We start from the raw sequence: 26,572 nt of genomic DNA, 5'->3' as shown, positions 1-26,572 counted from the left end.
CAACAATAAAATTTTGAAGTATTGGGTAAACTGCTATTCCAGAATGATTTCTTCGAACAAAGAGCTATCTATTTTTGTCCTGATCCATTTTGCATTTTGGATAAGACCGGCTATTTCCCTGATAGTGTTCGAACGGAATATTTCTTTGAGAGAGATTTCTACATCAAAAATGGCGGATATCTTTTGAGACAGGGTGATCACTTTTAATGAATGACCGCCTAATTCAAAAAAATTGTGATTGGTACCGATAATACTTCTATCCAGGTTAAGGATAGATGACCAAATTTCTACCAGCTCCTCTTCAATGTCATCAGCTGGTGCTACATAATTACTAATTGCCGTTGGCGCCGGGTCCGGCAGCTTTTTTTTGTCAACCTTCCCATTATGATTAAGTGGAATGCTGTCTAAACAAACAAAATAGGAGGGAATCATGTAATCAGGCAACAGGGCGCCAAGAAACTGCCGGAAATCATCTCCGCTTATTTCCTCCTTTGCTGTGTAATACGCCACAAGAGCCAGTTCCTGGTTGATTGACCTGGCTTGCACAACCGCCATTTGAACAGCCGGATGCCCGCTAAGCCTGGCTTCAATTTCCCCTGGTTCTATACGGAACCCGCGTATTTTTACCTGGTCATCATTCCTGCTGGTAAATACGATCGTGCCATCGTCTTGCCAGTAAGCCAGGTCGCCTGTTTTATAGAATAAGGTTCCCTCCTTATAGGGATTAGTCAAAAAACGCTCTTTAGTGAGCAATTCATTATGCAGGTAACCATCAGCCAGCCCATCACCGCCAATGTACAATTCTCCGGTACAATTCCGGGGCATCAGCTCCATATTCGGCCCCAGGATGTACGCCTGAGTATTATCGACCGGACGACCGATTGGAATTCTATCCGACGCAGGGAACTGATCATTCAATACATATTGTATTGAAGTTACCGTCGTCTCCGTAGGGCCATATTCATTAATAAAAGTATGCTTATCACAAAATCTAGCTGCCAGGCCAGGCTTACAATCTTCTCCTCCTGCTATGACCCTTTTAACACTATCCGGCAAATCAAACGTAAGGGAATTCAAAAATGAAGGAGTCGCGTGTAAATGGGTAACCCTGTGGTTTGAGATATATTCATTGAAACGATTGCTATCAGCTATCACTTCAGCAGGAATAGTTAATAGTTTAGCACCATTAAGCAGCGCCAGCCAGACTTGCTCTACGGACGCGTCAAAGCTTATAGTAGCAAATTGTAAGATAACGTCGTCTTCATTGATGCCAAAGGCTTTCCGCTGTGCATTGATAAGGTTGATAACAGACCGGTGAGCTATTTTCACTCCGTTAGGCCGGCCCGTTGAACCAGAAGTGTATATAACATACGCCAGATCTTCCGCTTGCCTGGCGACGCGCAAATTATGCTTGTCATATTGCGTTAGCGTAGCATTGCCGATGGCAATGACGTTGACAAACGGCTGGTAAAGCTCCGCATTTTCATAATTGCATAAAAGATAAGCTGCCCGGCTTTCATCAATGATTTCCTTATGCTTGGCCAATGGATGTGAATTATTTAGCGGCAGATAAGCAGCTCCTGTCTTTAATATACCAATGAGGCCCGCAATCATGTCAATACAGCGGCTCATCAGCAAACCAACAAGTGCTCCCTGAACCAGGCCGGATTGCTGTAAATGCCTGGCTACCTGGTTGGCACGCTCATTAAGCTCCCGGTAAGTCACGGACTGATGCCCATAAGCAACAGCAACATTATCCGGTGTCAACTCAACCTGTTCTTCAAAAAGGTCTATCAATGTATGGTTCTTTCCATAAGCGGCCTCCGTATTATTAAATGCATATAACAGCTCATGTTGCTCCGTCGGGCTAAGTATAGCTATCTGATGTATTGCGATATCCTTATCCTTTGTCACCGCATCAATGATCCTCATATAATAGTCTGCAAAGCGTTCAATTTTACTTTCACTAAAGATGGATGTATCATAATCAAATTTCAACTCCAGTGAATCTCCGGAGTAGCTTGCATTCAAAGTCAGATCAAATTTTGCCACTGTCATATCATGCAGGTATGGCTTAATATTCAAACCCGGGAAAGACACCTCCGTACCGGCGGCATCTTCGTATGCAAACATTACATCAAACATCGGGCTTCGGCTCCCATCCCTCACTATATTCAGGCTGTTTATTAACTCTTCATACTGAAATGCCTGATTTTCAAAACCGGTCAATGTAAGTTGTTTAACCTCGGTAAGAAAATCAGCATATGACTTGTCACCGACAGGTCTGCAACGCAAAGCCAGGGTATTAGCAAACATGCCGATTATATGCTCTAAATCGGCATGATCCCGCCCGGCAGCAATTGTTCCCACAACCAGGTCTTCAGTATTGCCAAGTTTACCTATCAGGACAGAAAAAGCTGCTAAAAGGGTCATGTACATAGTTGTCCCTTCCTGTTCACCCAGCAACTTCAGGCCTGCCAGGGCTGGTCCTTTAAGCCTGCGCTTTACACAAGCCCCTTCATATTTCTTTTCAGAAGGACGAACAAAATCCAGTGGAAGTGATAAAGGCGCCGGCAGTTCGGCAAAAACGTTCAGCCAGTAATTCATCTGCCCTTTCAATTGCTCCTTGTGCTGGCTACTCTGCTGCCATTCAGTATAGTCTTTATACTGCAAGGGCAGATCGGGCAAAGTATCCCCGTTATACAGGCGCATAAAATCCCTGATGAGTACCCCATTGGAAACTCCATCGGAAATGATATGGTGCATGTCTACGGCAAGCAAATGTTCTGTTGCTGAGGTAGTTACTATCAAAACCCTGAACAGCAGGCCTTGCTCCAGGCAGAAAGGGCGGACAAATGATTGCAAACAGGGGGCCACCTCGTCTGCAAAAACATGTTCTACCTCAACCGGCACAAATTCCTGTATAATCTGGGCAGGTTCGCCATCTATCAGCCTGTAATTTGACCTCAGAATTTCATGCCGCTTTACCAAATTTCCCAGCGCTTCCCTGACGTTTCCCATATCCAACTGCCCTTCCAGTTGCAGGTACTGGGGCATGTTATAGGCAATGGAATGCTTGTCCATTTGATGAAGAAAATACATCCGCTTTTGTGCAGAGGATAGGCTATAGTATGGCCTGGTGATCGCCTTGGGAATAGCATACAACCGGTTCTTTTCCCTGACTTCAGAGAAAAAGGATAATATCTCTCCTTTCCGGGACCTTATCTCCGATATAATAGCCGGCGTAAGTTGCTCATTGGAGGCTTTGATCTTTATCTCCTGGTCAATGACCTGGATGATAATCCCATGGTTCTTCCTCAATTGGGTGATAAACTCATCGATTTTCATATAGACACTTCTACATAATTCGTTACAAAATTTGTTTCGATATCTAGTTGCTTAACCGTTATAAGGTAATCCGCAATGTTCTCTATGGTTTGCTTCTTAAATATCTCCTTCAGGGGTATTTCGACATCAAACCTTTTATGGATTTTGTTGGCAAGTGTGATAGCCTTTAGTGAATGCCCACCCAGATCGAAGAAATTACTATCCTTATGCATATAACTTTCCGCTACGCCCAGTAACTCCACCCATATTTCTATCAAAGCATCTTCCACTTCGTTAGTGTCCCGCTGACCTTCCACATCGTGTTGAAGCTGAAATTGCGGCAAGGCTTTCTTATCAAGCTTTCCATTGTGGGTGAGGGGCATCGACTCCAAACAAACAAAATAAGCAGGTACCATATAGTCGGGCAGGGATTGAAGCAAAAAGTCCTTTAGCTCGGTTTTCGGAATTTCGTACTTAGATTCATAGTAGGCTACCAAATGGGCGTCACCATTATTCTTTACCGCAAGAATGGCGGCTTTATCAACCAGCACATGCTCCAGCAGCCTGCTTTCGATCTCACCGAGCTCAATCCTTAGGCCCCTGACCTTTACCTGGTCATCCATTCTTCCCATACACACAATTTCGCCGGTTTCAGTATAGTAGCCGATGTCACCGGTTTTATAAAGGGTACCATAGTCAGCCCCTTCATTTTTAACCAGGGGGTTAGCGACAAAGGCCTTTTCTGTCTTTTCTGCATCCTTCCAGTAACCCTTACCTACCCCCAGCCCAGCTACACATATTTCACCTTTGACGCCGATTGGACATAGATTAAAATGCTTATTCATGATATAGATCGCCGTGTTCTGTACCGGTTTGCCAATTGGTACAACCCTTGCCGTCTCCCCGGGAGGCGCTACAATGTGATGGGTTACGTCATCAGAAGCTTCGGTTGGACCATATGCATTTAAAAGCATTACCGAAGGGAAATAAGCATACCATTTTCTGGCCAAGGCTACGCTCAATGACTCTCCTGTTGGGATCATCCACTCCAGCTTCCCAAGTGAGACCCGCTGTCCGGAAGGCAGCTCATCCAGGAAGGTTGTGAGCAATGAGGGTACAGATTCAAAAATGGTAATGCCTGATTGTTCTATTTCAGCGACCAGCTGCCGGGGAGATAAAAGAACTTCCTTATCGAGGATATAAGTTTTGCCTCCCTTTAAGAGCGCCGCCAGGAACTGCCATACAGAAATATCAAAGCAAGCCGAGGCTGACTGCGCAATGATTGTTTGATCAGTAATGTTCAGGTCATGGACCTTCGCGTATAAATGGTTGATCATTCCTAATTGATGAACCATCACGCCTTTGGGTTTCCCGCTGGTTCCCGAAGTATATATAATGTAGGCTAAATCGTCAGTTGAGCTCCTTACTTCATTCAGATCTCCGTTTTTTAACGACGGCAGCCTGTCAACATTCACTATGCTATGTAGATGAGGAAGCGATCCACGCAGGCCCTCTGCTTCAGCGCAGGTATTCCGGTTAACGAGCAACACCGGCGCTTCACTGTTCTCCAGGATTTCATGTATTCTCTTTGCAGGATAATCGACATCTATTGGTACATAGGCCGCACCAGCCTGAAAAGCAGCCAGGATGCACGCTAGCATGTCTATACCTCTTTCCATATATATGGCAACCCGCCTATGCTGTACTTTGTCGTTTGCAAAAAGCCGCGCGGAAATACCTGAAGCCCGCTCATATAATTCCCTGTAACTTAAGTTCACGCCGTTGTGTTCCACGGCAGTGGCCAGGGGCGTTTTTTGTACCTGTTCCCTGAACAGATCTCTAAAGACCACTTCCTTATCGAAATCCCTTCTTGTATTATTAAATTCAGAAAGAATCTGACGGCGCTCCTTTTCTGTTGTCAGTTCTATTCCGGCGATCTGTATACTACTGTCTGCAGCAATTTGGGCCAATATTGTCTTTAAATGTACCGCAGCCCGGTCCAATACATCTTTGCTGTACTCATTCAGATTGTAATCAAACCTGATTGAAATTTGTTCACCGGGAGCTACCATAATAGACAGCCCGTAATTCGTCTGTTCAAACACCTCCACATTATGCACACTATATCCCAGCTCAGCCTGCATTCCGCCCTGCCCTTTAATTCCTTCCGCAACCGGGTAGTCTTCAAAGATCATGATATGGTCCAGCAGCCCTGCGCCCAGGCTACTTGCCGCCTGCATGGCAGCAAGTGAAATGTACTGCTGCGCTTCATTTTCCAGGTGCGCATTTTGAAGATCCTTCAACAGCGAGCTAACAGCTTCTCCCGGTTGAATCGAAACTCTTATTGGTATAGCATTGATAAATAAACCGACCATCGATTCAATCCCTGTTACATCCGAGGGGCGGCCGGCCACTATAGTGCCAAAAACAACATCGTCGGCATTATTGTACTTCGCCAGTAAAATGCCCCAAGCAGCCTGTATGATGGAATTGATGGTTACTCCGTGCGATACAGAAACCTGCCGCAACCGCTGTGTAAGCTGCGTACCAATTGTAACCGCGGAAGAAGCCAGCTCAAATGCTGCCGTCATCTCCCTTTCCTCACGCCTGGGCAACGATGCCAGGCTTTCATATCCTGACAGGTACTCTTTCCAATATGCCAGAGATGCCTTTTCATCAAAGCCTTTTAACCACTCGATATAATTCACATAAGGATATGCCTTTGGCAAAGCCGCATCCCTTCCATCTTTAAAATGCAGATAATATTGCTGGAATTCTCTGATGATAATGCCCAGGCACCACCCGTCCATTAATATATGGTGATGGCTCCAGATAAACTCATACTGCTCGTCATCAGCCTGATATACTGAAAGTCTCATCAGTGGCCCCTTATCAAGGGCAAACTTATCTGCACGGTCTCTTTTCCGATATTCCTCCATAATAAGCGACAGGGGTCTGGATTTACATTCCTCCCTGATGTCCCTGTATTCAAAACCAACCTTACTTTCACTAAGAACGAGCTGAACTGGCTGCTCATAGCCATGATGAAGAAATATCGTCCTCAAAGAAGCATGCCGTGCGATCACAGCATTCAGGCTTTTCTCAACAGCATCAATATCCAGGCTGCCTCTCAGCTGATAAGCCATTTGCCCAAAGTAACTGTCAGACGAAGGATCTAATAAGGAATGGAAAAGCATTCCTTCCTGAAGGGGGGCCAATGTATAAATGTCTTCTATATCATACTGCGCCGACAACTTGTCGAGTTTTCTTATAGAGAGGCCCTTGTATGATAAATCAGAAGGAGTTAAGCTTCTCTTTTCAATACTACTAAACCTGTCAATTATTTCAACCAGGAACGCGTTAAAATAATGCAATACAGATTCAATAGTGCGGTCATCATACTGGGTATCAAAATATCTCAGGCTGATCGACAACTGTCCGTTGCTTATCATTCCTGTAATATCCCAATCGTACATTCCTGATTCCTCGCCTGAACAATATCCAACCTTACTATCCAATGCAATCCGATACCCTTCCAGGTCCGCATCAAATTGACCAAAATAATTGAAGCTAATCGGCGACTTTCTGGCCGGAGATGGCATTATATCATTGGCATCTGCAGACAAATATTGCATCACCAAATAATCAATGCCGCCGTTCGGGATCTTACGCAGCAACTCCTTCACCTGCTTTACCACGTATATCAAATCGCCGCTTTTCGATTCCAGCAGGACCGGATAAATACTGGTAAACCAACCAACTGTTCTGCTGAAACTTGCAGCTGCTCCAACATTCTCCCTGCCATGTCCTTCCATATCAATCGCAATGCTGTCATTGCCGAATTGCTTATGAAGGCTTAACCAGAAGGCAGCCAAAAGAATATCATTGATCTGGGTTCCCAAACAATGATTGACTTTAGTTATTAAGCGTAACGTATCCGGCTTGCTTAATACGAACTGTTTTGTTCTAATGTCTTTTATTCTGCCAGGCTCATTATCGTAATCCCGCCTTAGCCCCTGGATATCTCTATTGAGTGCCGCCCTCCAATATGCTGCTGCGTCTTTAAACTTGTCAGAAGCAGTATACGTTATCAGGCTTTGAGCCCAGGCCTGATAGGAGCCTGTTTTTAAAGGAAGCGACAATGCTTTTCCTTCCCTGACCTGTTTATACAAACTGTTGATGTCTTCAAACAATATCCTCCAGGATATACCATCGATCACCAGGTGGTGTACCACGATAAGGAGGCGGCTTCCTTTTTGAGTATGAAATAAAACCAATTTCATAAGAGGCCCGCTCTCCAAATCAATGCTCTCCTGGCGCTCGTCCAATACCAGTCTGATCATAGCGGCGGTCTCCGCCGGATCCGCAATGGATGACAAATCCCTGAGCTCCAAAGAAAGCGGGAACGCTAATCCTTCATTATACTGCTGTATTTTTCCCGCTTCGGTTCTAAACACTATACGGAGCGCATCATGATGGTTTTGCAGTTTTTCAAAGATCGCTGTGATGGCCGTTTCATCGATTCGCTCATCAAATTCCAGCATTACAGCATGATTGAAATGGTTTTTAACCTTTATGGGGCCTTCAAAAAACCATTGCTGGACCGGCGTCAAAGCAACTTCTCCTGTTACGGGAGATTGCTCCACTTCAGCGCCGGCTCTCCTTATTTTCTTTGCCAGTTCCCGAATGGTTTGGCTTAACACAATGTCCTTCACCGTAGCCTCATAGCCAAGTTGAAACAACCTCGCACTGATCTGTATGGACTTGATAGAGTCACCGCCTATTGCAAAGAAATTATCTGTTACCCCAACCGACTGTAGTCCTAATACCTTGGCCCAAACGGCCGCCAGCAGGCTCTCCTCTTCCGATTCTGCTGCCACATGCGCTGCATTGACGTCAATATCGACTGCCGGAAGAGCCTTGGTATCCACTTTCCCCACGGCCGTAACAGGAATTGTATGCAATTGCTGAAAATGGGAAGGCACCATATATTCCGGCAATCTATCCTGGAGATATGACCGTATCTCTGCAGCATCAATTTGTTCATCCGCGCTGTAAAATGCCACGAGGTACTTACTGCTGTCTGCTCTGTCCCTGCAGATTACCACAGCTTGCTTGATTCCATCATATTTTGTCAACACCATGGAAATCTCGTCCAGCTCAATTCTGAAGCCCCTTATCTTTACCTGGTTGTCTATTCTTCCTAAAAATTCGATCGTTCCATCCGGCAGCCAACGGGCAGAATCGCCGGTTTTGTAGATATATGACCCTGGCTTATAAGGGTTTTCGATAAACTTTTCTTTAGTCAGCGCTGCATTCTTAACATATCCCACTGCAACACAGATGCCGCTAACACCTAACTCGCCAATAAATCCTACAGGCATTAACTCGTTATTCCTGCCTAAAATATACACGTCCGTGTTTGCTATTGGTTTACCTATTACATTAGATCTGTCTTCCCGCAGCTCAAAGTTGTGCAGTACACCAACCGTAGTTTCTGTTGGGCCGTATTGATTTTGAAGCTGAACGTGCGGCAGCATCCTTCTACTATCTGAAATAAGGCTCTCGCTTGCTTTTTCCCCGGCCAGTACGGCAAACCGAAAATGGTGAAGCATATGCTCGGCGGTCAAAGCCTGTATAATCCCCGCATACAAGCCGGGAGTAAGGGCCAGGTTAGTTACATGTTCCTTCTCCAGCACACTGACTATATAGACAGGGTCCAGTCGCCTTTCCTTTGGTACAATAGTAACTTTTGCCCCTACCAATAAATGCGGGTAAAGATCTGCTACAAATCCGTCAAAATGGTAGGAAAGGAGTTGAATAGCACTATCGTGCTGATTATAGTCATGCACTGCTATCCTCCACAACACATAGTTGATCAGGCTTTCATGCTTTATTGTCACCCCCTTCGGCAAACCCGAAGTACCTGAGGTATATATAATATACGCCACATCATCCAGGCTGGTGTACATTTCAGGATAATCCCTCCATGCGCTTGTATCATCCGGGCTAATTATCCTAAGCCGGTCTCCTATGACTAAAGTATTAAAGTACGCCTCATCTACAACGGCTTCCTGCGCCAACAACAAAGCGCAATCACAATTTTCCAGGATATAGCTGTTCCGTTCCGCAGGAGCATCCGGGGATAAAGGCAGGTACGCGCCGCCCAATCTAAGCACCGCAAATATGGCAGCGATCATCTCTATTGACGGATCGAACAGGAGAGCGACCACCTTATTCTCATTCTGGGCAAACTCAAATCCTATTTTCTGGGCAATCGAATTTATCTTATCATTTAACGCGCGATAGGTAATTCGCTGATCGCGATACACAAGCGCTACATTGTCCGGCATCTCGTTGACGCACTTTTCAAACAGGGACACCACTGTGTGCTTCTCCGGGTTGAGATCCGAATGGGTATTGTTAAAATGCGTTAACTGCAAGTCCCGCTCTGACGGAGATACAATATCTATCGCTGCAATGGTGATGTCTGCGTTTTCCAGCACTTTTTCAATTATCTGCAGGAAAGCAGCACCGAATTTTCCGATTGTTTCTTTAGTAAACAGAGAAACGGGATACACAAAATTCAGCGTCAATTCTCCTTCCTTTTCAATTGCAAACAGACTTAGGTCAAAAACGGCCACCATATGACCAGCTGAAAAAGGCCTGAACAATACATCATCTATAGCAAGCGTCTGCCTGTCAAAATTCTGAAAGGCAAACATGACATCAAACAAAGGATTTCGCCCGGAATGGCGCACAATACCCAGGTCGTCAATCAACCTTTCAAACGGATAAGATTGGTTTTCAAAGGCTGAAAGGCATTTATCCCTGACACCCGCTAAAAATTCCTTAAAGGAATTGTTTCCGGCAGGATAATTACGTATGGGAAGGGTATTAACAAACATCCCCATCATATGCTCTAGTGCAGCATGTTGCCTTCCATTAAAAGGTGTTCCTATTACAACATCTCCGGTGCCGGCCAGCTTACTGATCATTACATTGTAAACAGCCAGTAAGGCCATGAATAGCGTTGCATTATTCGCTTCCGCGAATGACCTCAATTTACCCGTAAGCGCTTTATCCAAATTAAAATTAACCTGTTCACCTTCATAAGACTGCACCGCTGGCCTGGCAAAATCGGTTGGCAACTCCAGCAGAGCTGCCGGACGGGCAAACTCCTCTAACCAAAAATCCTTCTGGCTTGCTATTTTTTCCTGTTGCTCCGCGCTATGCTGGAATTCAGAAAAATCTTTATACTGAAGCGCCAGCTCGGGCAATTCCGTATTATTATAAACAGCCTCAAATTCCTTAATAAGTACCGTATGTGAATATCCGTCAGTAATGATATGGTGCATATCGATGAATAACACCTGTTGCCCATCATCCGTTACTACATGACAGCACCTGATCAGGGGCCCATTATTCAAATCAAAAGGCCGGATGAGGCCTTTGACGGTATGATGTAATTGCTCCCCGCTGCAGCGCACTTCGTCAATTGGTATTTGAAGCGTATCAATGATTTTCTGGTAGGGTAGTCCATCTTCTTCAAAAAACTTCGTCCGCAAAACCTCATGGCGCGCAATAATTTTATTCAACGCCTGCTCAATCCGGCCCATATCAATCGCACCTTCCATTAAGAAACAACAGGGCAGGTTGTAAGCAACCGATTCTTTGCTAAACTTAAAATGAAAATATAAACGCTGCTGTGCATTGCTGAGGCGGTAACCATCTCGTTCAGGAGTAGCGGGAATTCCGCTATACAAATTGGTGGCAGGCACGTCCCGCCTCTCTTCCACTACATGCTTTACAACCCTGGCCAGTGCCCTGATTGTAGGATTATTGAAGAATATGGAGACGGATATCTCGACACCCCATGCGTTATTGATCCTGGCGATAAGCACCAGCGCCTTCAGCGAATCTCCCCCCAACTCGAAGAAGTCTTCATCCATCAGGATACCCTTCCTTCCGAAAAATTCTTCCCATAGCCCGGCCATTCTGGTTTCCAAATCGTCTGCACCATTTAAACAAGCAGCTGGTTTCTTTGTCAGCTCAACTGCGCTCTCTTTGATCTCACCTCCCAATTTCGTTGCAAACGGTATTTTATCGAAAGAATAGACAGGGAGAGATACCCTGCTCCTTTTCTCCCCCGCATAATATTGATTCCAATTTACATCTACTCCGCTTTGCCAGATCTCGCCCAGTCCTTTCAGCAGGAATTGTACATCGTTTAATTGCTGTAAGGGCTGCCTGATCAGCTGAACTACCTTATGTTTTGTGCCCCGGTTCATATGTGAGCGCACAAAAGTAGAAAGCATATTTCCCGGTCCCACCTCAACAAAAAGAACGTCCTCATTACTGAAGATCCTTTCTAAACCCGCTGAAAAATTCACTTCTTCCCGCAGATGCCTGACCCAATAATCGGAGCTGCACATCTGGGAATTACCTGCTGCATCTCTGGAAATGTTCGATACTATAGGTATTTGTGGTGCATGTAATTTTATGCTATCTACTACTTCCCTGTATGAGTCTAAAATCGCATCCATCATGGATGAATGAAAGGCATGGGAAGTATGTAATAATTTATTTTTAATGCCCCTATTATCAAGTTCCCTGGCAAATGATCTTATGAAAAGCTCCGGACCGGCCACCACGCACAGGTTGCTGCTGTTCACAGCCGCTAAGCTGATGTCCTTGTATTCCTGCAATAATTCCCTTAAATGTACCTCTCCGATTGAAACACTTAGCATAGCGCCTCTTTCGGTTCCCTGCATCAGAGCTCCGCGGTTAACCACCAGTTTCAGGGCATCCTCCAGGGAGAAAACGCCGCTGATACAGGCGGCAACATATTCTCCAAGACTGTGCCCAATCATCATTGTTGGTCTGACACCCCAATCAATCAGCAACAGGCCCATTGCATATTCTATTACAAAAAGCGCAGGCTGAGAAAATCTCGTTTCGTTAATTTCTGCAGTATGCTCACCACTGGTGAACAGCACTTTCTTAAGATCCAAGCCGCACTGTGTTTCTAAGATTCTAAAGCAATGATCAACGGTAGCTTTAAATGCTGGTTGCTGTTCATACAATTCCCTGCACATATTTACATATTGTGCACCCTGACCAGTGAACATAAACACCAGCTCAAACGATTCGGGCATCACCACAGCGTCCGGATTTAAGCCTTGGTCGGTTGCGAGCAAATCAATGGCTTCCTGGATCTCGCTGCAGGCTATCATTTTCCGGTACCGAAAATGCATCCGGCCCCCTTGCAGCGTATAAGCAACATCCGGCAAATTCGTTGCTTCGCTCCCCTGCAGGAACTGCGCGAAATTTTCGATATTCCGTTGCAAGGCATCTGCGCTCTTTGCTGAAAAAAGTAGCGGATGATATTGCTTTACCGAAGGGGCTTTAACTGCTGCGGGCGCCTCCTCCAGAACGACGTGTGCGTTTGTTCCCCCGATCCCAAAAGAGCTTACCCCCGCTCTCAATGGATTGCGTTCTTTCCGCCAGTCACGCAAAATTGCATTTACATAAAAAGGGCTTTCCTCAAAATTGATCCTTGAATTGGGCCTGGAAAAATTAAGGGAAGGAGGCAGCTGGCGGTGCTTAAGGGACATTACCACTTTGATCAGGCCGGCTATTCCCGCGGCCGCATCCAGGTGCCCTATATTCGTTTTTACGGAGCCAATGGCACAAAACTGCCGCGAGTCGGTATTAAAAGCCCTTTTCAACCCTTCTATTTCAATAGGGTCCCCTAATATTGTCCCGGTTCCATGGGCTTCCACCAGCCCGATGGTTTCAGCCGGGATCCCTGCCTTTCTGATGGCATCTCCAATGGCCTTGGCCTGCCCCTCTATACTGGGCGCAGTAAAGCCCACCTTCTGATTGCCATCATTATTTGAGGAAGTGCCCTTTATTACCGCATGTATATGATCTCCATCCTTCAAAGCATCCTTCAGTTTTTTTAGCACTACAACACCAACCCCATTACCGCCAACAGTTCCGGCAGCATCCTCATCGAAAGCTCTGCAGGTACCGTCTGGAGACCATATCATATTTTTATGATACCTATACCCATTGTTGTCGTGCATAGTGATCGAAACGCCTCCTGCTACCGCCATATCACATCTTCCTGAAAGCAGCTCTGCACATGCCATATCAACTGCAACCAATGAAGTAGAGCAAGCGGTAGAAATATTTATGCTCGGTCCCTTGAGGTTCATCTTATATGAAACCCTCGGACACATAAAATCTTTGTCAGCGTAAGTAATCTCTTCCCATTTCTGCAGCCAGCTTTCATCCTGGCTATCACGGAAATTTGTATTAAAAGAGGGATTCGTCGAAGCGCCCCCATAGAGTCCGATTGAACCTGTATACGTGTATGGATTGTATCCGGCATCTTCGAGTGATTCCCAGGTACATTCATGAAATAAACGGATCTGAGGATCCATTGCATTGGCTTCAAAAGGCAGATAATTGAAAAATGCCGCATCAAATTTATCGTAATCAGCGAGCTTGCCTTTTGCATAAATTAATCCGGGCACGCTATTCCCCTCTGGCACTTCAGTATTGATACTGCTTCTGCCCGCGCTGATATTCTGCCAATACTGTTCCGGACTATTGGCTCCCGGAAACCGGCATGCCATACCAATAATCGCAATATCATTATCCCGTATACCTGCCGGCTCGCTTTCTGCCGACGCCTTGACAGCTGTACTGCCTCCGTGAAGAGCCGCCTCACTTTCCCCCTGAAGGGACTTGTTTATATAGGCAGCCAGGCGTTTGATGGTAGGATGGTCAAATAGATCCGTTACCGACACATCTACTTTCAGGCTTCTTCTTATTTTACTGCTAACATTAATAATTTTCAATGAGTCTCCACCCAGATCGAAAAAATTAGTATCAATGCTGATCTTTTGTTTTCCCAGCACCTCCCTCCATATACTCAACAGCTCGTTTTCAACGGAACCCACCGGTTCGGCTGCTGCGGTCTGATCTTCATGCAGCGAAGGATCAGGCAAACTGCCTTTATCTAATTTGCCATTAGGTGTAAGCGGCATCTCATCCAGTTTTACAAAACAGGCAGGCAGCATATACGCAGGAAGCGTTCTTGACAGAAATTCCTTTAGTTCCGTTTCCTTCACTTCCGGCTCCCCTACAAAGTATGCAACAATTACGCTGTCCGCGTTACTACCCTTTACAACAACTACTGATTCAAAAATGCCCTTATGTTGTTTCAGCTGATAATTAATTTCATCCAGTTCTATCCGGTAGCCTCTAACCTTCACCTGGTGATCGGCCCTGCCCACATAGGCTACGGTGCCATTGTCCAGCCATTTGGCAATATCCCCGGTTTTATACATTTTCTTTCCCGGCAAATACGGGTTGTCTACAAAGCTCTTTTCAGTCAGGTCTGGCCGGTTCCAATATCCCAGGGACAATCCGTCCCCGCCGATATAGAGCTCCCCGCAAACACCAACCGGCTGCAGCTGCAGTTGCCTATTCAGAATATATAGTTGCGTATTTGCAAGCGGCTTGCCGATAACTATTTTAGATTCCCGCGTAATATCCATACTTGTAGACCACACTGTTGTTTCTGTAGGTCCGTATACATTAACGATGGATGCGCTGGTGGACTGCTTCAATCTTTCAAAGAGCTCTTTATCCAGCGCTTCTCCTCCAACCAATAGATACCGCAGTTGATTGCTCCATACACCAGGATCTGAGCCAGCCAACAGCAACCGATAGCGGGAAGGCGTTGTCTGTATAAATTGAATACCTTTTTCTACCATCAGGCTGCTGAGCAAAGCCGGGTCTCTTTGCGCATTCTCGTCAGCAATTACGATTTTCAGGCCCATTACTAAAGGAAGAAAGGACTCTGTAACGAATATATCGAATGAAAAACTGGTTACCGATAACAGGGTGTTTATACCTTTCCAGTCGATCGCTTGTTGCATCGCTATAATATAATTGTGCACAGAGCGATGGCACAACATAACACCTTTCGGATTACCGGTGGAGCCGGATGTATAGATCAGGTACGCAAGATCTTCCGGCTTATTCACCCGTTCCGGATTTACAGCCTCACCGGTTACACGACTCTTCAGTTCCAATACCTCCACTCCCTCAAACAGATGCTGCAGCGATTCGCTTTTTTGTTCATCTGAGATGAGAATAGCCGCCCCTGAATTATCCAGCATATATTTCAACCGCTCATCCGGGTACGTCGTATCCAATGGCAAATAACAAGCACCTGCTTTTAAGACAGCCAGGATGGATATGAACATATCAAAGGTCCTGTTCAGGTACAGGCCCACCACATCATTAGGCTTAACCCCTTTTTCGCGCAATAGCCGGGCCAGGTAATTAGCTCTGTTATTTAAATCCTGGTAGGAAAGCTGCTGACCGTTTAACTCCAGGGCAATGTTCAAAGGAGCCCGGTCTACCTGTTCCTCAAACAGGCTAACAAGGGTCTTGTCTTTATCATAACTTGTAACAGTATCATTAAATTCAACCAGGAGGCGTTGCTGCTCCTGAGGAGGGAGGATGGAAAGGGAAGAAGTAAGCGTGCCTCCATTTTCCACAACGGCGCCGATAACGTCCAGGAACCTTTTAAGCAATGAATCTGCGAAGGTTGCACTAACAAGGTCCTCCATGCAGGACACCTCTATTGTTACACCTTCATTAAAAAAAACAGTGAATAAGATAGGGATACCGGTATGCTCGTATACCGACTGCAATTGAATCTGAAGGGAATGTACATCCTTCATAAGGTTAACATCGATGGGATAGTTCTCAACAACAATGGCAGAATCAAACAGGTCTTCTTCCGGCTTTAACCGCAATAATTGCTTTATTTCATAATAGGAAGTGGCATTAAACTCATTTCTATCCCGCAAATCTGAATTTACCTGCTGTACCACCTCCCGCAATGAGCTGCCAACAAAATTTTCAACACGCAAAGGAATGGTATTGATAAAATTGCCCATTACATTTTCGCCACCAGTAAGATCAGCATTACGGCAGGAAACGGCAGTTCCAAAAACTACCTTATCTGAGTCAGTGTACTTCTGCAGTAGTATGGCATATGCTGCATACACTATTGCAGCCTTAGTCACTCTCTCAACAGCTGCAAACTCATCTAACAGACGGCCATCTAAAGTGCCGCTGATCTTAAAAAACTTCTTCCCCGCGCCCTGAAGATCGGTTGCCTTACTCACCAGGTAAGACGACTCCCCGTCTCCAAGGTATTGTTTCCAGAACTTCTTCGATTCCTCCGTAGCTGCATTTGCAAAAAATCCCTGCTGCGCCCTTTTATAATCCGCCTTACGCGCAAACAAGGGTTTACTGTTTTCCGCGAGCCGCTGATAATTTAAAAATAGCTCTTTCAATAAAATGCCAGTGCTCCAACCATCATAAAGAATATGATGATGAGTTACAAAAAGCACAAATACACCTGCATCCTTCTTTACCAACCGCATCCGATAGGCGGCACTACTCAGGTCGAAACGCTCCTGACTATCCTGACTGGCAAATTGCTCCAGCCAGGATTCCTTATACGCCTGCGCTTGATCAGAAAGATCGGTGAAACTAAAAAAGTTTTCTTGTTGCTTAAGTATGATCTGCACCGGCTGAGAGGTTTTCTCCCAGCTGAACACAGACCTCAGGCATTCATTGGCGGCCACAACTGCTTTCAGCGAGGCCTGAAATATCTCCGGATTCAGCGCTCCATTTATCTCAAATACCAGCTGAACATTATAAAAATGCTGCGATGGCTCTCTGAGGTAGTGGAAGAGCATCCCTTTCTGAACATTACTTAATTCAAGAATATCAAGAACGTTGGACTTTTCAATACTTTTTGCCATAATCAATTAATTATTAGCTTCAACATAGCCCCTCGCTTCGCAGCGGTTCGCTTTTATCAAACTGTGGTAATAGGCTCCCACAGCTATATCAAACACTGCCATTCCCATTGGATTGAACATCACGGCAGCATCCGCGGGATACTGGTCAATACAGTTACCGGTAACAAGGTCAATAATCGATTGTGTGTGAATTTCCTGCAACCCCTTCTCTAAATGCATCATTTCAATATCTGTTTTTTCTCTGCAGATCTCTTCCCAATTGTCCACGATGATGCTGCCTTTAAACCAGTCATAAACCATGGTTTTGTAATCTCTAAGGGATATATTGGCATGTAATGAGCCTTTCTTTGGCTTTAAATCGATATACGGTTTTTCGGACACTGTACAGGTGATGAAAATATCCGCATCCTGGTATGCCTCCTGCCAGCTATCCACTATTTCAACCTGCTTATCTTCCGGCACTAAGGCAGAGGGTATATCACGCAGATCAAATAGTTTAACCTTTTCTATCTTGTCCCCCAGCAAGGCCAGGCACATGCTTAAATGATATTGCCCGATAGGCCCGAAGCCGGTAATGCCTATTTTTATTTTCTCCAGGGGCCGCGATGCTAAAAAATACTTTATTACCAAACCCGTTACAGACACCGTCCGGATAACACTCAACAACGCAGTGGGGATGATACTTAAAGGCTCTCCTGTCTCACTATCATTGAGGATCACTACACTATGAGCCCGGGGTTTACCCATACCGATATTGTTAGGAAAACTGGCAATCCATTTGATACCCGCCATATCAATATCTCCTCCGATATAGGCGGGCATGGCTATAATCCTGTTTTTAGGGTTCTTAAAACGGAGATACGGCTTTACCGGTTGCGAAAAATCCCCCTTGCCCATTTGTACAACTGCATTCTCAATAACAGCAATTGTTTCCGTCCAGTTAATTCCAATGTCATGAATTTCTTGTTCGTTCAGTATTATCATAACCTTTATTTTCGGGTATATTAAGTTTATATTACTTAGATGACTATTTTCCCTCCAGCACCGCTTGCGCTTCTTTCTGCATTTCCATTATTTTACGTGCCCACTCCTCGTTGTAGACGGTATCGAAATATCGCTCTCCCCTGTCAGGAAAGACACAGGCAACGTTGACCTCCTCGCTCAGTTCACGGTCTTTAAAGTATTGCTTTATACCCGCCAGCACAGAACCGGAGGATCCACCGGCAAATACACTATGTTTTTCAAGCAGTTCATGGCAGCCATTTATAGTTGCAGCTTCGCTTACAAGAACATAGTCGTCAATTTTTGCCTGCTTAATGATTTCCGGCACCATGCTCGAGCCAATTCCGGGTATGTACCTTTTTTTGCCTGTCCGGTAAATATCCGCGACCCCTCTATATCTACAGCGATTACCTGGGCATCCGGGAAACTTCTTTTAATCCTTTGGGATACACCGGTAATAGTGCCCCCCGAACTAATTCCCAGAAAGACATAGTCAATCCGTTCAATTTCGTTGATCATCTCCCTTCCAAGAGAATGATAATATGCCATCGCGTTGAGCGGATTTTCATATTGATTGACCCAATACGAATTTTTGATCTGCTCCTGCAGTTCCTGCACCTGCGCAATCCTGTTCAAAAGATAACCACCGTATAGATCCGGTATTGTTACTTTGATGATCCTGGCGCCATTAGCACGGATCAGCATTTCGTTCATCCTGGAGATGTGTGGATCAACTACAGCAATAAATCTTAAATTCAAATACTTACAGTAGGCAGACAGTGCCACTCCAAAATTGCCGGATGTGGATTCAATAATGGTGGTATTCCTGTTTATTATTTTATCGGTAAGCAGCTTATTCAGAATATAAGACGCCGCCCTGTCTTTCACACTTCCGGTTGGATTGCAGGATTCCAGTTTTGCAAAAACCTTAATCCGTTTTGTGCCAAATGGCCTGATAGAGATCATGGGGGTATTTCCCACATTTTCAAGAATATTGGATGCAAGCATAAAAAACCATTGATATTTCAGAAAATTATGAAGAAGGCTTAGCTGCAGATGGTATGAGGAACCTGAATTCCAACAAGTCCCTGGATCAGGTACTTGATCTTATCTTCAGGGTAATTCACATTAACCTTATACTGTTCCCGATCGTCTATCAATATCCCCCACCTCAATAAACAATCAGATAAAGATGTCAGCCTGTTTCCAGTCAACTCTTCCCTGCTGTAAAGCTCCATCTTTCCTTCATCAGACCGATAAAACCCCAGTTGCTCAGCCACCTTGCGGGTGTTACTTTTTTCGCCACGGGCGGGCCATGCCATCACTGCATTAAACTCCGGATCCACATTTTTGAAATAGTCAAAAACAGTGAGCATGAATTTTCTTTTCATTTCGATGAACCGGAGAAAATAGGCGTCAATATCCTGGTTGCAAAACTGGCTGAATGCCTCTTTGGAAGCCATCAGTATAGCCTGCCAAAAACCATTCACCAGCAAGGGGAAACGTACTTTCTTATTAGGGCTTACTCCATAAATCCCGATCGGGAACAAAATGTTATTGCCCTTATTGTCTGTATATTTTATAGCATACACCCGTAATGAAGCCTCCCGGTCACCCAATATTTGCTGGTGAGTTTTGGCATCTTTGTATTTTTCAATCATAGACTCAGGCATAACCTCGGCAACCGGGTCCAAAGTGACAATTTCGTAGCAGTCATTGCGAAACGCGTCGATAAACTCATCCATCTCGCTAACGGGAAGTACCATTGGGTTTTTTATTATTCTTTCCATGTGTTTATTTTTTAAAGAAATTTTGGGCAAAAGATTTTCCTTTCGCCATTTTGGACCGGGCATAGCCCGGCCATAACGACGATTATTGTAATGATAAACTTGTAGACGATTGGATTAAAAGAGTAGATCCAGTTCTTCCTGGTTAAGTAAGACCCCGCTGAAGTCGGATGGGGTAAAATGTGTCTCTGTTTCCTCAGACATATGAGCTAATATCCTGCGGATATGCTCAATAAACTTATCGGCAAAATGATGAATAGTGGTTGCTTTATGAACCGTTTGGTTGAAAATGATCTCCAGATTAAATTCACCTGAAACAACCATGCAATTAAGTTCCAGCCTGGCAGTCATATGGTTTTCCCCGGCTGTCTCCGGACCAATGGGTAAATTGCTGAAGGAGTACAAATTATTGTTCAATTCCCTGTCAAATTCTCCCAGGTAATTGAATCGTATTTCTGCCATGCCGCCAGGCGAAGATTGCGATGTTCCTCCACAATGCTTCCTGACGCCATACCCAATCCCTTTGTTAGGAACACGCTTGATTTGTTCCTTAATAGATTTTATTTGTGCTGTTATAACCGCATCCGGCAGCGTTATCTCTACCGGGTACATGGCAGTAAACCACCCTACCGTCCGGGACACATCAATATCTTCCAGGTGGCGGCCATGATTTTCGAATTCTATCACAAACGTATCCTGCCCGGTCCAGTCTTCCAGCGTACAGGCCAATGCAGTTGTCAATAGAACTTGCATATCTGCCCGATACTTTGATCTTAGCTCCTGAATGCATGCCGCTGTTTCATGCCGGCTTAAATTCCTCACAACTTTTGCTGAATGTAATGCGCGCCAGTCTTGTTCTGCTGCCGGAAAATCCACAGGAATGCTAAAGGCTTGTTGATCCACGCTGGTCCAATAGGCGTCTTCTTCTCTACACGCTTCAGAGCTGGCATACTCCGCTAATTTTTCTTTCCAGTCTTTCATTGAAGCTGTTTTTGCAGGCCTGGGCACAGGCGTTCCGTTTGTCACGGACAGGTAGATCTCGTATAATGAGTTCAGTATTTCCCTCCAGCTCACCCCATCTACCACGAGGTGATGGGCCGTTAGGAATAACAGTTCCTGGCTTTGCGGAATACTAATCACAGCAGCTTTGAACAATAAACCGTGTTCGATATCCATTTGCCTTCTTATCCCTTCACATATTTCGGGGACATTGCTGGCGAGTCCTGCAAAAGTGGGAACGACAAACGCATTTTCGAGGTGAGCGTTGTTATAAAACAACTCATTATTTTTTCCGTTATAGTTCAATCGAAGCTCATCGTATTGTTCCACTATTATTTGGAGCGCATTCTCCAATGCCGCGATGTCTATTTTACTATTGAATGCCAGCAGAACAGACTGGCAATAGTAATGACTATTTTGAAACGACTGGCTGAAAAACCATTGTTCTATAGGGGTAAGCTGTCTGCTGCCCACAATTAAGGCATCGTCGCCACAACGTATGGAAGGGTCCTGCTGCGCATAGAGGCTAACCTGCCGGATAGTATGGTAAGAAAGCAGGTCCTTTACATTCATCAAAATTCCTTTCTCTCTCAGTCGTGAAACGATCTGAACGGCTTTTATAGAATCTCCACCGTGATCAAAAAAATTATCACTGACGGTCATTTTCCGGCTACCCAGAACATCCTGCCAGATTTCAAGTGAAATAGATTCGATGTCATTTTCCGGCTTGTCATCTTGTGTTTCCTCAAACGCCTCAAAGTGCTCTGGCAACGCATTTATATTTGGCTTCCCATTCACCGTCAGCGGAATTGCCTCCAATTGAACAAAGTAGGAGGGTATCATATAATATGGTAACCTACCAGTAAGAAAATGCTTCATGGAAGCGACAGCAGGCGGTTCGGCAGAAGACGCAGTAACATAATAGGCAACAAGCACTTTCTGATCGTTCTTATTGAGCCTGCAGGCCACCAGGCAATCAGTAACACCCTCCATGTTCATCAGTGCTTCCCTGATCTCGCCAGGCTCAATGCGGTATCCATTTATCTTAACCTGCTGATCGTTCCGTCCAAGGTAGGCAATATGGCCGTTCGCAAGGTGCTTGCCTAAATCCCCTGTTTTATACATCTTCAGTCCCGGATTGAATGGGTCCGGCAGGAATTTCCGGGCCGTAAGCTCCTCCATGCCAAAGTATCCCCTGGCCAGGCAGTGGCCGGCTATATACATCTCCCCGGCTATACCTGTCGCCACCGGCTGCAGGAAATCGTCCAGGATATAGATCCTCGCATTCTCCATGGCTGTTCCAATAGGAACATCATTCAGCCTTTCGTCCGGATCTGCTTTATAGATCATACATCCTACTGTAGCTTCTGTAGGGCCGTATTCATTATAAACTTCAATTTCATTACCCAGCTTTTCCGCCAACGCTCTCACCGTTCTAACTTCCAGGTTCTCCCCGCCGACTATAAACTTCTTAATAGTATTTGTTGTCTTCCGCAGGCTGTTGCCCCCATTCTGCAGTATCAGCTTAAGATGCGAGGGGGTCAATTTAATAAGGTCAGATTTACACTCGTTAAATATCCTTTCAAAGCACAGATCATCTTCATAAATGATGATTCTATTTCCCGTAATCAGTGGTGTAAAGATGGAGGTAACCGTTAAATCAAATGATATAGAACTGAACAACGCAAAAGAAGTCACCTGTTTACCAACATAAACAGCAGCCGACCAGCGGATATAATTGACCAATGATGTATGCTCAATCATTACGCCCTTTGGTCTGCCGGTGGTTCCGGAAGTATATATAATATAAGCCAGGCTATCCCCCTTGACCATGCTATCCGGGTTAGCGGCTGCTGAATGCGGGTACCCGGGCTTGTCCATATTAATAATTACCCGATCGGTTTTGTTCTCAGCCTCCAGGTTACTCAACAAGCGGGTATTGCTGAATATCGCACTGCATTTACTGTCATTGAGCAGGTATTGAATCCGGTCGGCTGGCAATTCGCTATCAATCGGCAGGTAGCAGCCGCCGGATTTCAGGATCGCCAGTATTGAAATGATAAGCTCAGGCGATCTGTCAAGTATAACCGCCGATATGCTTCCTGCTCCGATCCCCCGGTTCATTAGCTGCCAGGCCAGCCCATTTGCCATCTCATTTAATTCCCGGTAAGTATAGACTTTTCCATTATAGTCCATGGAAATGGCATCAGGCGTTTTCATAACCTGCACTTCAAAGAGCCTGTGAATGGTCAGCTCATTATCAGGAACCGGTTGTTTTTCTCCTTCAAGCGGCTTTCCATATTGTGCTATACTGTCCTTGTCCAGCAGGGACAAGCTCGATATGCTCCTTTCCGGTCCCTCCAGGATGTTGTTAATTAAATTCCGGAAATGCCCGCCCATATTGCTGACAGTTGCCGGATCAAACAATCCCTTATTATATTCCAGGTAGTACTTTAAACCTCCGGGAAGATCTCTTACTTCCAGGGAAAGGTCGTATTTAGCGGTCCCGGGATCAATAAAATAGTGCTCCAGTTTCAATTCAGGCGTTTCAAGCTCCGGAAAGGCCATGTTCTGGTATACAAACATTGTATCAAAAACATGGTTCCTGCTCATATCCCTCGTTAGAGGGCCGATACTTTCAATAAGCTCATTAAAACTTAACCCCTGGTGCAGCAATGCCTGATCCATGATTTGCCTTTCCCTGCTCAGCAGCGCCGTAAACGTCTCGTCCGGATGAATGTCATTTTTAATAGCAAGGTTGTTCACAAACATACCCTGCGTTTGCTGAACATCCGGATGGCTTCTCCCTGAAACGGGAATGCCTATTATGGACTCATACTGTCCGCAATATTTGGAGAGGAAAATCCTGTATATAGAAAGCATCAACACATGCAGGGAACAACCATTGTCAGCCGCCATACTCCTTAAGTTCGCCTCAACAGCACCCGGCAATTCAAAGGCCAGTTTGCCGCCTGCGCTTTCAAATAAAGGCGGCCGTTGATAGTCGCCAGGTAATGCCAGTAAGGGTAAGTCTCCCGATAAATGGCGCTTCCAAAAATCCCTATCGCTTTCGCCAGGGTTATCCTGGTTACACTGTTCCTGCCATACCAGGAAATCGGCAAATTGAATATCCGGTGCAGGACAGCTGCGCCCCCGATACAAACCGAACAATTCAGTCAACAAACCAGCAACCGATATACCGTCTGAAATAATATGGTGAAAATCAAAAAATAAGTAAGCGCTGCCGGCATGGCTTTCTAATAATTTAACCCTGAATAATTCGTCTTCGTTCAAATTAAAGGGCTGTATAAAAGCGCGCAACAGCTCATCTGCATTGTCTACGTTGTTTAAAGGTAAACAGCTCAATTCAAAATTGACATCTTCGCGAATCCTGATCACTGGCCTTTTCTCCATTACAAAAGAAGATCGTAACACATCATGTCTTTGAATCATTTCGCGCAGGCAATCCTGCAACCTCAATGCATCGATCCTTCCTGTAATTTTAAATACAACAGGCATATTATAGGCTGTGGACGACTTATTTATTTCCCACAGGTAATAAAGTCTTTCCTGAGCCGGCAGCAGCGGATAACTATTGGCTTGGGGGGCTTTCGGTATAGGGCTGTATGCACTCACCTCCAGGCTATCCAGCATCGCAGCCTGCTCCCGGATGGTCTGATATTCATAAAGCGCATGCAGGGGAAATTCTACGTTCAATTCCTTCGAAAACTGCATACTTAACATAGTAGCAGATAAAGAATTTCCCCCCATTTCGAAAAATGAAGCAGCGCAGCTTATTTCTTCCAGCCTCAGTACTTGCTGCCATATGCGTAAAACAGACCGCTCCTTATCATTTGCAGGTAGAACAAGCGGTGCTGCTAAAGAACTTTTGCGCACCAATTCATTCAGCGAGCGTTCCACCTCATCAAATAAGCCATTTTGCAGTTGCTCCTGCAATAAAAATCGCTGAAGCTTACCGCTCGTTGTTCTTGGTATTGATTTAACCGGTAGTACACATTTAACCTTCAATCCCAGCTTTTTGTGGATAAGCGATTCAACAGCTTTACTGGTCGCTGCAAAGCTTTCCAAATCAGCCCGGTGGAAAACAAATACCGCAATTTCATTTTCCTGGGTTCTACCGTTAAAGAAACCTGTAACTACCGTCTTATTCAGTCCAATGGAAAGTTGCTCTTCTATTATGCTCTCAATATCATGCGGATAATAGTTCAAGCCATTTACGAAAATAATGTCCTTTGCCCTGCCAGTAATAAACAACTCATTATTTTTAAGGAACCCAAGATCCCCTGTATCCAACCAGCCATTGCCAGCCCTTATTGCACTGCTGGCGGCTTCGTTGTTGTAATATCCGCCCGTTACATTATCCCCTTTTATTTGAATATGCCCAACGACCTCATTGGCAACCGTGTTACCATTCTCATCCGTAATTCTCATCTCACAGAAGCTTACCGCTTTTCCTACATTTACAAAAAAAGCCCCACCCTCACTATTATCCAGTTCTATTTTATCGCCGACTTTCAGTTGATGCCGGTTCAGCCGTACCGAATCGATATCAGCATACAGATCGGATATAGACACCGCCAGACTGGCCTCAGCCAGGCCATACACGGGCCGCATAGCCCGGGCATTCAGATTAAACCTCGAAAAAGTATTGGTAAACTCCCGGCACAGGCTCATTGAAATGGGCTCTGCACCATTATAAATAATTCTGACCTTTGACAGATCACAATCTTTAAATTCTCCTGACCAGTTCCTTAACAGGTAATTATACCCGAAATTCGGAGAGCACAAAACGGATACCCCATGCTCACTCGCCTTTTCCAGCCATAAAGCAGGCCGGCGGATAAATAAGGTGGTTGGCATTATATAATGATCAATCCCAACAACCAAGGGATTGATATGAAAACCAATTAGGCCCATATCATGCGTAAGCGGCATCCAACTCAGCAGGGAGTCATCCTTACTGTAAGCCGCTGCTTCGCTGATAGCTGCTACATTAGCTATTAAATTTCTATGAGTCAGGGTGACGCCCTTGGGGCTGCCTGTAGAACCCGAGGAAAATTGCACAAATGCAATATCACCGGGACAGATTTGAGCGATCTTCCCTTCCCCTTTAAAATTAAATAATGCGGCCTCTTCTACCAATCTTCCTGCTGCTTCTATCATCCATTTGCCAAAGCCGTTGGCTTCAGCAAATAGGCCCACCTTTTCAAAATCCTGTGCGGCAATCAGCAGGTGAGGGTTGTTCAGGAAAGGCCATACTTTAAATAACTTCTTCCTGTGCTCTTCATTATGCCCCATTGTTAAAGGCACTGGTATGATTCCACCCAGTATACATGCCCAGAAACAGACAATAAATGTCTTATTGTTCTCGAGCTGGAATACCAGTTCATCCCTGGGCTTCAATCCTCTTTCCTGCAGGTTGTAAAGGACCATCACTGCCTGTTGATACAACTCTTTGTAAGAAAGGAATTCTTCAACATTACCCGATTCTATGAATGTGATGCCTTTTCCGGCCTGATCGCTAAGCTTTTCAAATATCTCAACAAGATGCTCAGACATACGAGTTTTATT

At 45.1% G+C, this 26,572-nt stretch carries 5 protein-coding genes and 1 pseudogene; all 6 read right to left on the bottom strand.

Annotated features, from left to right (window positions below):
- Window positions 1-33: 33 nt before the first annotated feature.
- The 6 genes and pseudogenes from ACR9Y8_RS19970 to ACR9Y8_RS19945 all read right to left on the bottom strand — a co-directional run bounded on the left by ACR9Y8_RS19970 (window position 34) and on the right by ACR9Y8_RS19945 (window position 26,560).
- Entirely contained in the window at window positions 34-3,348 is a 3,315-nt protein-coding gene (locus ACR9Y8_RS19970; protein WP_481215012.1) for a non-ribosomal peptide synthetase, read from the bottom strand.
- Window positions 3,345-17,192, bottom strand: a complete 13,848-nt coding sequence (locus tag ACR9Y8_RS19965) for an amino acid adenylation domain-containing protein (protein WP_481215011.1) — start codon at window positions 17,190-17,192, stop codon at window positions 3,345-3,347. Before ACR9Y8_RS19965 ends, ACR9Y8_RS19970 begins: the two co-directional genes overlap by 4 nt.
- Window positions 17,193-17,198: 6 nt before the next feature.
- Window positions 17,199-18,176, bottom strand: coding sequence for a 2,3-diaminopropionate biosynthesis protein SbnB (locus ACR9Y8_RS19960; protein WP_481215010.1), 978 nt, complete (start codon window positions 18,174-18,176; stop codon window positions 17,199-17,201).
- Between the two features lie 43 nt (window positions 18,177-18,219).
- Window positions 18,220-19,160: pseudogene (sbnA, locus tag ACR9Y8_RS19955) on the bottom strand (2,3-diaminopropionate biosynthesis protein SbnA).
- 80 nt (window positions 19,161-19,240) lie between these two features.
- Complete coding sequence (locus tag ACR9Y8_RS19950; protein ID WP_481215009.1) at window positions 19,241-19,984, bottom strand: hypothetical protein; 744 nt, start codon at window positions 19,982-19,984, stop codon at window positions 19,241-19,243.
- Between the two features lie 114 nt (window positions 19,985-20,098).
- A complete protein-coding gene (locus ACR9Y8_RS19945; protein ID WP_481215008.1) occupies window positions 20,099-26,560 on the bottom strand; it encodes an amino acid adenylation domain-containing protein in 6,462 nt (2,153 codons plus the stop codon).
- Window positions 26,561-26,572 lie beyond the last annotated feature (12 nt).

Source organism: Chitinophaga sp. SVR4-12A (genome assembly GCF_056754765.1).
Note: the sequence above shows the minus strand (reverse complement) of the source record. Positions and strands in the feature narration are given on the sequence as shown.

Excerpts from the sequence above, each read along its gene's own strand:
- ACR9Y8_RS19965 (WP_481215011.1), bottom strand. The coding sequence starts at position 17,192 with ATGGCAAAAAGTATTGAAAAGTCCAACGTTCTTGATATTCTTGAATTA.
- ACR9Y8_RS19960 (WP_481215010.1), bottom strand. The coding sequence starts at position 18,176 with ATGATAATACTGAACGAACAAGAAATTCATGACATTGGAATTAACTGG.
- ACR9Y8_RS19970 (WP_481215012.1), bottom strand. The coding sequence starts at position 3,348 with ATGAAAATCGATGAGTTTATCACCCAATTGAGGAAGAACCATGGGATT.
- ACR9Y8_RS19950 (WP_481215009.1), bottom strand. The coding sequence starts at position 19,984 with ATGGAAAGAATAATAAAAAACCCAATGGTACTTCCCGTTAGCGAGATG.
- ACR9Y8_RS19945 (WP_481215008.1), bottom strand. The coding sequence starts at position 26,560 with ATGTCTGAGCATCTTGTTGAGATATTTGAAAAGCTTAGCGATCAGGCC.